We start from the raw sequence: 9,734 nt of genomic DNA, 5'->3' as shown, positions 1-9,734 counted from the left end.
TCTAGACCTATCATACCAGAAATACTGTCTATTTTTTGACACGATTCTTCTTCCAATTATGACTCTTTTCCCTATAGTTTACCGCTTTCTAACGACGAAAACCAACCGTACGTTCGTATTCCGTTCAAAAAAAAGCCCTTCCTATAGAGGGCTCCCACAGTCATTCACCTATAAAATCCACATTAAAATCTTGTATTGGCCAATATCTTACATCGACTTTGCCTACTACCTTATCCATTGAAATATAACCTAGGTGCCTGCTATCTTCACTTTCGAGTCGATTATCACCCATAACGAAAAGCTTGCCATCAGGAACTATGGATTTGCCCGTCAATTCTTTCAATGTAAAATCACCCGTAAAATCCTGGCCCGGGTATCCTACCTTTAAATGATCAAGGTAAGGCTCAGTCACTTTCTTACCATTTATGTATAGCCAATCATCCTCATAACGAATATCGTCTCCTTGAACACCTATTACCCGTTTTACATAATTCTCTCCGACATGCGCATGGAAAACTATAATATCAAATCGATTGATATCGCTGATTTGGTATTTCACTTTATTTACAATGAGTTTATCGCCTTCACCCAGTGTAGGTTGCATGGACTCCCCTTCTACGGCATAGCTTGAAAAGAAAAAGGTACGGATCAAGATGTAAATGATAAAGGCTAGCACGCCTGATTTTATCCAGTCGGATACTGAATGCTTTTTTGATTTTCTCAGATTCCCCAACCCCTACTAGTTGTATATTCTAAGTTATTTCCCTTCTTCTTTTTTCATGCTTTTATTTAGCCTTACTTCCAATCTTTTTCCGACAACCCAAAGGATGAAAATGATGATTCCGACAATCACGGTACGTAATGGTTTTTGAATCAATGATACAATATCGTATCCGACGAAACTGATCGTAAAGATCATCACTGCCTTTCCGCCGATTACCGCCAGCGCATATTGTAACGTGCTAACCTTCGAGAGCCCTGCAACGATATTAACGAGGGCAGATGGCGTGAAGGGGAAACAAAGCAAGAGAAACAATGGACTGAAACCATGGCTTTCCACCCAGTTCATCAATCTTTGCACCTGTTTATGTTTCTGAAGAAAACGGAAGAATCTCATCTGTCCATATCGTCTAAAAACAAAAAAGACCAGAAACGCTCCACCTACCGCCCCAATCCAAGAAAATAAAAAACCCCACCATAGGCCAAAAGCTGTAGCATTGGCCACGACAAACACAAATAAAGGTAAAAAAGGCAAAAACGCTTCTAACATCGGCAGTAAAATACCTGGAATCGGGCCGAATGAACGATATTGCTGAATAAGCCCTGATATATGTTCAAGAGTAATCCACTCAAATATAGTATCCAAATTCATGACAATCTCCCTTGGCTTGCTTTCTATCAAGCAGCATCACATAATAAAACCGTTCTAATTTAGATATAACACTTTCCTCTTAAATTGCAAGAATAATTACCCATCTATCATCATACTTTCCCTAACTCAGGAAATCATAATCTTATTAACGAAAATTTCACGTGATTGACAAAAGCGCTTGCATATCAAATCCACTTAAGTTAGGATATTAAAAAGAACATACGTTCTATGAATTATCCGACATACATAAAATAAGAGAACGTTAATTAGAAAGGGGCGGTCATGATGACCCGTATTCCAGAGGCTGACCGAAATATGATTGAAAAAGCCATCTACCTTCCCATGGTGATTACAATCTTAAACCGGGATCTCAAGGTCATCGAATCAAGTCCGTTTAAATTAAAAAGGCCCTATTCAAAACTTATTGAGCGTGCTCTAAAGTCAGTCCAGGAGGATCTCGTCGAGGTTCGTCGCTATTTGCGCAAGGGGAATATCAAGGTAAGCAAATTAAACGGCGACGAATCATTCACGATGTATTGCTTTTTATATAAAGGGTATGAAGAGCATCATAACTATTTCAATCCCCGCCTTCGTAATAAAACGGAAGAGATTCTGTGTTATTACTTTTTTGAAAGGGTGCATAAACCTGAAAAAATTTAACACCCCTGCTTTTTTCGGTGAACAAATAAAAAGCCAACAAAAGCTGTTGACTTCCTCTTATAACTTATCGGTAAATTGATTGAGCTCATCAGACATCTTTTTGATTTCTTCTACAAAAGTTGAAATTTCCTGAATGGAAGCAGCCTGCTCTTGACCCACGGAAGCGATTCGATTAATCGAGGTCCCCATCAGTTTGGTCACTTCTTGGATTTGCACAAGTTTTTCACGAATCAATTCCGTGGATGCGACAGTTTCTTTAGAAAACTTCCTGATTTCCTTAGCCACCACTTCAAACCCTTTGCCTTTTTCACCAGCTCGCGCGGCCTCTATGGCGGCATTTAATCCCAATAAATTGGTTTGGGTCGCCACCCTTTTAATCATTGACAAGATCTCATCCGTATTTTTAACGTCCTCTTCGGCTTTTTCGGAAGATGTAAGAAGTTGGTTGGAAACATCCGCTAAGGTATAGGATCCCTTTGCAATATCCGTAATCCGCTCATTGGCCTGGCTCAGCGATACAGAAATTTGATCCGCAATCGTTCTTAATTCACTTTGCCTGCGTAACTGGATAGCTATGCCACCGATGACTTGATTATTTTTATCATGTAGGGGCACGGCCGTTCCAGTAAACTCGAACCCATAAAAATCAGCTGGTACATCAGCCCTTAATGGTTTATCCTCACTCAATGCCACGGCGAGGGGTTCTTCTGGATTTAACGGCTGCCCTTTTTGGATATGCATATTTATACTTTCACCTGGAAAATAAGCAATGAATTTCTCTAAATCACATATGGCAATCGACAAATCAGAAGGCACAGCAGCTTTAATTATAGGTACCATATTTACTAAACTTTCTAGCGATTCGACTTTTCCGTACATTCTGTTATACATTGCTGTAACACTCCATCCTTATTCTAAGGCTAAATATTACCAAAGATTCCCCCTTTAGTAAATATTTTTTCACCCCCTATTCTTTATCATGAATCGAAGGAGGTCCTCCTCCCCTTTGAAAATAACCTAAATAAAGACATTGCCTCCACTAGAGAAACAACGCCTTTTCCTGAACACACTGATTATTTTAGCAATGGATATTTCGATGTCATTTCGGAAGCTTTAAGACCATCCGTTTCGGTAAATAAGTAAAAGGATTTCCTTTTCGTTTCCTCGATCCTTTGAATCAATTTGGATTTCAAAAAGGAGGTCCGGTGCAGCTGATTTTCAAATGAACTGCTTGATACATCTATGTCGAATGTTTTCCTGTTCCTGAATGTGACGGTGGTCTGCTTGGAATTGAGTCGGACAAAGGAGACTACATGTTCATGTGCTAACCAGGTGCATTGGGGGCGCAAGGGAGATGTAGTCGGAAAGAAGAAAATGGAACTGGTTGGATCGATTGCTATTGGTGCCTTATGGGTGATATTTATGAGTTGTTTTGTACCATCTTTCCTTCCACCATAGCTAGAGCCAAAGTACTCACAGCTTTTCTTAATTATATCCAAAGGCTTGAATGGGGAAATGAACTCATCTTCCAATTCAATGATCCGGGAGTAAATTTTACTTCCATAATTAATGGGCATGACCATAAGTGTATACGGGGTGATCTCATATTCCTCAATTAATCCCTGAGTGCTTTCCTTCAAATTACATCCACCTCTACCTCATTTATTTTTATGGAATATCAACTTAGCATGATGACTTCCACATGAAAGATTTATCCGAAAACGCGTTAAATTCTCCACTATAATAGCATAAATAATACAGGTTACATTTAAGTTCACAAAAAATTAAGAATTCTTTAAGCGGCCATGTTACCTCGTCATTTTAACGACACATTTATATTTTTTCTAATTATTTTAAATTTTCTGTTGATTTTACATCCTCAAATCCATATACTAATAAAAAGGGTCAGGGGTGGTTACTTTGAAAAATGATAAATCATATTCAGAGTCAGTGAAGTCTTTATCCATGAGTGAAGTTAAAAATGATGCTGCCGTTCAGGAAATGTTAATCGATATGATTATAATGGAATCCATTCTCACTACTAAAAAAAATATCCTGGCAAAAGAAATCGATCATGCTCTAGATACTAAAGACAAACCTCTATTCCTAAAACTGAGTAATGAAATGAATACTCTATTGAAACAATTTGGAAATTAAGCAGCCATGTGAAATATAAAGTCAAAAAAGCCTCCCTTATATGGGGGGCTTTTATCCGTTTATCATTCTTTATGAAACATTCCCATGACTTCAGTCGTTTCCGTGATATTAACGAAGGCATCCGGATCCACTTCTTTGATCATCGCCTTCACATCGGTTAACTGATAGCGTGTAATGACCGTCATCATCACTTTGCTCTGCTCACCCGAATAGGCACCTTGCCCGTCCATGACCGTAATGCCACGGTATAAATTAGTAAGTAGCCGATCCTTCATCTCATCACCTTTTTTTGTGACGATCATTAACGTCAATTTAATATGATTGGAATGGATCGTATCGATCACTTTGCCTGCCGCGTAAATCGAAATCAATGTGTATAATGCCGCATCCCATCCAAACTTGAATCCAGAAGCAATCACCACAACCGCATTCATCCCTGATAGCAATGTCCCAAGCGGGAAGTCCCTCTTCTTAGCCAGGAGCATGGCAATGATATCAAATCCTCCCGATGACCCTGAAGCACGAAAGATAATGCCGATGCCAACGCCCGAAATGACTCCCCCGAACAAAGAAGATAATATCGGCTCCGTCGAAACGCCATGAATCGGTATAACATACAAACTCACCGATATCACGACAACTGATAATATCGTATAAGTGATAAAACGTCTCCCCAACTTTAAATAGCCCACAATGAGTAGCGGAAGGTTCAATATAAAATTCAATACCCCTGTATTGATTGGGGTGATGATTCCTAACATGATCGCAATTCCACTGAGTCCGCTGCTCAAAATTAAATGGGGAATCAAGAATAAATTATAGGCTAAGGCAACAAGCACTGATCCTAACGTGATTAAAATTATATTATACATAGCTGGTCTCCTTAAAAACGCACTGGGAATTTTCATTTATTATAGTAGAGAACGGTAAATTTATAAAATGATAGTTTTTTCTGAAAATAAACTCAGAATTTTCCTTTTTCCTGAAGTTAGGCAAGAAAAAAAGCCAGCCTGTTAAGCTAGCTTTCAATCACCCGTTGTTTCCTCATTTTCTATCGTAGATATTCTTTCAAGCATCGTGGGATGTGAATAACGAAGCCATTTTACCAGGAGCGGAGGGTTCACCTGGCTAAGCCCTGACCTCGTAAGTTCCTGGAATGAAGTGATGGCAGCCTCATGGTCTTCTGTCATTTCAATCGCATACCGGTCCGCTCTCGTTTCCTGGTAACGGGATACATAGTTCGATAGCGGGCTGGAAACAAACAGCAGTACAGAGATAATCAAGAGAAAAAGAGGCAATGAAGCGATTCGATCAACGGATCGTACCTTAAGTAAATGGCCCCATCGCCTTATGACGTAGTTCATGATTTTTGCTGTCAGCCATAGACCAACCAATGTCATGCCGATATATCCTGCTATCCCGATATAAATATGCTTCTCCACATAATGAGCCATTTCATGTGCCATAATGAACAAGATTTCATCTTCGTCCAGCCTGTTTAATGTGGTATCCCAAAGAACGATCCTGGAGTTCGAACCTATTCCCGTTACATAGGCGTTGAGAGCATTTGTTTTTTCTGCCATATTCACTTCGTATACATGTTCTGCGGGAATATCTGCTCTCTTTGCAAGTGCTAAGATTTCAGTTTCCAACTCTTTATTTTTCAGTGGATAAAAATCATTATACAAAGGGTCGATTAATACCGGTTGGACAAACATGAGAAATAAGGTAAAGGGAATGGATAGTAACCAGGCATAAAGCCACCATTTCTTTGCACTTTTTTTCATCAGCCAATATAGCACGGAAACGATGATGAACATCGTACCGAAATTTACCCAAAAATCGATGATATCGTCTTTCATCCATGAAGAAAAACTCTGAGTGCTTATATGATACCGTCTACTCATCTGATAGCCCATGAAGCTGATTGGAAACAACGCTACATAGGAAATCAATGAGAGCCAAAATAGATATATGGTCGTTTGAATTCCTTTTCGTTTAGAAATCGTGGTAGCCGATTTTTCAAAACCCCTTGAAAGTCCAAATAAAAGTATGAAAAAATACATTAGCCATTCATAGGGAGTCGCAACAAAAAAGATGAAGTTTCGCAGCCCGGAATACTCCTCACTAAGTTGAAGCTCCCTGGCGCTTAGAAATTCTGCAGGATCGGCCGCCGTACCGCGCAATGCCTGAGGGATTGCCGTATCTGCACCATAGAATATATACCAAAACATAACGGCCACAAAAAGTATATATATAAGAATTGCTCTTCCAGCCCATTTCCTTACCATGAAGCCCCTCCTTTAAAACAATCGTGCCTTTTTTATAGTTTAATCCAAAATGGACAGGTTAGAACCGTATTTCCAATCCCTTTGATAAATAATTGTCCATAAATGTTCATGATTACACCCAATTTCATTCCTTCTATAGGAATTTCATCCTGTATAGTGAAGATAGAATATCAGACTTGAGGTGGAAGATACGATGAAAAAGATTTATATTATTTTCACTACATTATTGGTCATTCGAATTGGATCGGGCATCTACTATTTTACAGAGTACCGCCAGGCAAAAATGGCGTTTCCCGAAGAAATTACGATGAATACCCATGACGGGGGTACATACAGCTTCTCCAATTTAAAGCCCAAAGTTCGCCTATTAGAATTCATATACCTTGATTGTCCAGATTTATGTCCAAACACCACCTATCAAATGCAAAAAATTCGGGATGAACTTGTGAAGCAGGATATTTTTGGGAAGGAAGTGGAGTTTTTGACCGTTACGTTTAATCCAGAAATGGATACCATAGATAAAATGAAATCATATGCCCAAGCGTTTGAAATGAACAAAACGGAAGGGTGGGAGTTCTTACGGGGTACACCCGAGGATACGAAAAAACTCACGGATCAATTCGATTTTCTATTTCGGGATTCGGGGACCGGGGAATTCGTTCATAGTACGGCTACTTATTTACTAGATACTGATAATCGTGTTGTTGAAGTTTTCGGCATGGGGGAATATGATTTTGGTAAAGATGAGGTATATCAAGCCATTATGAAGGAAGTCGAATAAGAACCGAAGATGAAAATGCCCATGACTTCGAACACTTGAATTCATCATAAACTTACATTCTGTAATAGAAAAAGCTATCATCCGTCGATACTTAGGATGATAGCTTTTTCCTTTCCTCTTCATCAATGAGTGTGTCTAATTTAATGATGCTTTCTTTTGCACGCAGGAAATCAATTTTTCGGTAATGGTGTTTTCCGCCTTCTTCTTCATCTTTCTCATCGGCCCATTTGACGACCTGCTGAAGTGGCGTTCGAGTTATATCATTTGAAGGTAAAAATGAATCGGTGTGAAATAGGATCGCGAGGGAAATGGTCTTGGCTTTAATCGGGTTTTCTCCAAGCCGGATTAACAACTTATGGGCTCTCTCAGCCCCTTTGATTGGATGGATGTCGTTCTGTTTATACAGGTCATAGTCCCATTTTCCATTGCTGTACCATGTGAAGTGGCCCATATCATGCAGAAGTCCGGCCTTTGCGGCGATATCAGGATCTACATTGTATTCTTTTGCCATATGAAATGCATGATAGGATACGGCTATCGCATGGGCCATTCCTGAACGGTTCAGGTATTTTTGAGCAATGGGGTGGGTGAAAATATCTAAAAGTTTTACATCTCTCATTCTTCCTCTTCTCCTTTCATCTAGGGAAATTTTTAATAACCATAATATCTCTTTTGAAAAAAATAAGCAAGATAAAGGCTCATTTCATATAATTTATGCTTTTACTAGTCAAATCGGCTGTACAAAAAAGAAGACAATAGCACATAAGGCCATTGTCTCCTATCTAATTAGGTATCATTCATACTTGGGTTACATGGGCTTTTAAGCTACGACGCAAAATCTTGCCTGTCGTATTTTTCGGGAGCTCGTCTATAAACTCGATTTTGGCCGGAACTTTATACTTGGCTAAATGCTCTAAACAATAAGCAAGTAATTCTTCCTCGGTCAACGCGTCATTTTTCTTCACTACAAAGCATTGGACGACTTCGCCCTGATTCGGATCTGGAACACCTATCGCTGCCGCTTCCACGACTTCGGGATGGGCATACAGAACCTCTTCTACTTCACGCGGGTAAACATTATATCCACCGACAATAATGAGTTCCTTTTTACGGTCCACAATGAAAAAGTAGCCTTCTTCATCCATACGGGCTAAGTCTCCGGTATAAAGCCAGCCATCTTTTAAAACGGCAGCCGATTCCTCTGGCATTTTATAATACCCCTTCATTACGTTCGGCCCTCTGACAATTAACTCGCCAACTTCATTGACCCCTACTTCTTCTCCTAATTCATTCACGACTTTATTTTCGACATTGACTATATTGGTTCCAATCGAGCCTGCTTTCCTTGGGCGATCCAAGGGGTTGAAGCAGGTTACGGGAGAAGCTTCGGATAAACCATACCCTTCTGAGATATTCACATTGAATTTTTTCTCGAAGGATTCAAGAAGGGATACAGGCAAAGCCGAGCCTCCCGAAATGCAAAAACGTAATGATTCAAGTTCTTCAGCCGTACCATCAGGATATTGAAGCAGGAAATTATACATGGTAGGAACACCAGCAAAGACCGTCGCCTCATATTTTTTGATTAGCCTGAAAATTTCCTTTGGACTGAATTGTGGAACGATCAACAGTGTGCCCCCGCTTAGTAATGGGGCATTCACGACGACAGTCAGGCTGAATACATGAAACATGGGCAACGTTGTCACCACACGGTCATCTTCCGTAATGTTTAAGTACTCACCCGTATCGTGTGCATTCGAGTAGATATTCTTATGGGAAAGCATGGCTCCTTTTGGTTTTCCAGTAGTACCCGATGTGTATAGAATAATGGCTGTGTCTTCCGGATCTAAATCGGGTCCTTTGAACTGGACATCCCCTGATGCTATCATCTGTGTAAACGATTTCATTTTAGGGTAAATGCTAAGTTTACTCATCTCCCCATTATCTGGTTGCGTTTCACAAATGACGTAATTCTCAACACTTGAAAGAATCGGATTCAACTTCTCCAATAATGGTGAAAGCTTGTCTAAAGCCACCACTACCTTGACATCACCGTTATTCAATATATACCCGATTTCATCTGGCGAATAGATTGGATTAACAGGTATGACAGTGGCCCCTGTTCGTAGTGCGCCATACATCGAAATAATAAAATGTGGAGAATTGCCGAGAAGCAAGGCAATATTATCACCTTTTGAGACACCAAGCTTATGTAGTTCGTCTGCAAACTTTGATACGGCCGCATCCAGTTCTCTATATGAAGTGGATTGATCCATAAAGTAATAAGCTGGCTTATCAGCCTTTATTAAAGCTGTTTGATGAAGCTGTTCAGATAAATTCATCGTTCTCCCTCCCCCTGTGTACATAGCATGAATGAGCAGTCATTCATTTTTAACGCAAACTAAATACACTTTTATTATAGTAAAAGAAAGAACCAACATCAACAATTATATCCATTTTTAAGCAATTATTG

Annotated in this window: 11 protein-coding genes; 3 read left to right on the top strand and 8 right to left on the bottom strand. The window is 39.7% G+C overall.

All coding sequences use genetic code 11. The features are described from left to right. Positions 1–160: 160 nt before the first annotated feature. Positions 161–724, bottom strand: a complete 564-nt coding sequence (gene lepB / locus ACIQXH_RS11555) for a signal peptidase I (protein ID WP_403123813.1) — start codon at positions 722–724, stop codon at positions 161–163. 33 nt (positions 725–757) lie between these two features. Further along, positions 758–1,372, bottom strand: a complete 615-nt coding sequence (locus ACIQXH_RS11550) for a TVP38/TMEM64 family protein (protein ID WP_402867737.1) — start codon at positions 1,370–1,372, stop codon at positions 758–760. A 285-nt stretch (positions 1,373–1,657) separates the two neighbouring features. On the opposite strand from ACIQXH_RS11550, the gene ACIQXH_RS11545 reads away from it, so the two are divergent. Beyond that, positions 1,658–2,032, top strand: a complete 375-nt coding sequence (locus ACIQXH_RS11545; RefSeq protein ID WP_402955807.1) for a YhjD family protein — start codon at positions 1,658–1,660, stop codon at positions 2,030–2,032. 57 nt (positions 2,033–2,089) lie between these two features. Here ACIQXH_RS11545 and ACIQXH_RS11540 read toward each other — a convergent pair whose 3' ends face one another. Together ACIQXH_RS11540 and ACIQXH_RS11535 are read right to left on the bottom strand one after the other, a co-directional pair. Next, positions 2,090–2,923: a methyl-accepting chemotaxis protein gene (locus ACIQXH_RS11540; protein ID WP_403123564.1), complete on the bottom strand. Its 834-nt coding sequence runs from the start codon at positions 2,921–2,923 to the stop codon at positions 2,090–2,092. 182 nt (positions 2,924–3,105) lie between these two features. Then, entirely contained in the window at positions 3,106–3,672 is a 567-nt protein-coding gene (locus tag ACIQXH_RS11535) for a competence protein ComK (protein ID WP_402990106.1), read from the bottom strand. A gap of 280 nt (positions 3,673–3,952) precedes the next feature. Here ACIQXH_RS11535 and ACIQXH_RS11530 point away from each other — a divergent pair, with 280 nt between their 5' ends. Then, positions 3,953–4,189 carry an IDEAL domain-containing protein gene (locus tag ACIQXH_RS11530; protein WP_402990109.1) on the top strand — a complete coding sequence of 79 codons (237 nt, stop codon included), beginning with the start codon at positions 3,953–3,955 and terminating at the stop codon, positions 4,187–4,189. A gap of 62 nt (positions 4,190–4,251) precedes the next feature. Here the strand turns inward: ACIQXH_RS11530 and ACIQXH_RS11525 are convergent, their stop codons facing one another. Beyond that, positions 4,252–5,061: a YitT family protein gene (locus ACIQXH_RS11525; protein WP_402867732.1), complete on the bottom strand. Its 810-nt coding sequence runs from the start codon at positions 5,059–5,061 to the stop codon at positions 4,252–4,254. A gap of 153 nt (positions 5,062–5,214) precedes the next feature. Then, positions 5,215–6,480, bottom strand: coding sequence for a M48 family metallopeptidase (locus tag ACIQXH_RS11520; protein ID WP_402990111.1), 1,266 nt, complete (start codon positions 6,478–6,480; stop codon positions 5,215–5,217). 193 nt (positions 6,481–6,673) lie between these two features. On the opposite strand from ACIQXH_RS11520, the gene ACIQXH_RS11515 reads away from it, so the two are divergent. Continuing rightward, positions 6,674–7,261, top strand: a complete 588-nt coding sequence (locus ACIQXH_RS11515; RefSeq protein WP_403123560.1) for an SCO family protein — start codon at positions 6,674–6,676, stop codon at positions 7,259–7,261. A 91-nt stretch (positions 7,262–7,352) separates the two neighbouring features. Here ACIQXH_RS11515 and ACIQXH_RS11510 read toward each other — a convergent pair whose 3' ends face one another. Next, positions 7,353–7,880, bottom strand: a complete 528-nt coding sequence (locus ACIQXH_RS11510) for an HD domain-containing protein (RefSeq protein WP_402867729.1) — start codon at positions 7,878–7,880, stop codon at positions 7,353–7,355. Between the two features lie 178 nt (positions 7,881–8,058). Beyond that, positions 8,059–9,603, bottom strand: a complete 1,545-nt coding sequence (locus tag ACIQXH_RS11505) for a fatty acid--CoA ligase family protein (protein WP_403123557.1) — start codon at positions 9,601–9,603, stop codon at positions 8,059–8,061. Between the last annotated feature and the right edge of the window lie 131 nt (positions 9,604–9,734).

This window comes from Peribacillus sp. NPDC097225 (assembly GCF_044761955.1).
GTDB lineage: Bacteria > Bacillota > Bacilli > Bacillales > DSM-1321 > Peribacillus.
Note: the sequence above shows the minus strand (reverse complement) of the source record. Positions and strands in the feature narration are given on the sequence as shown.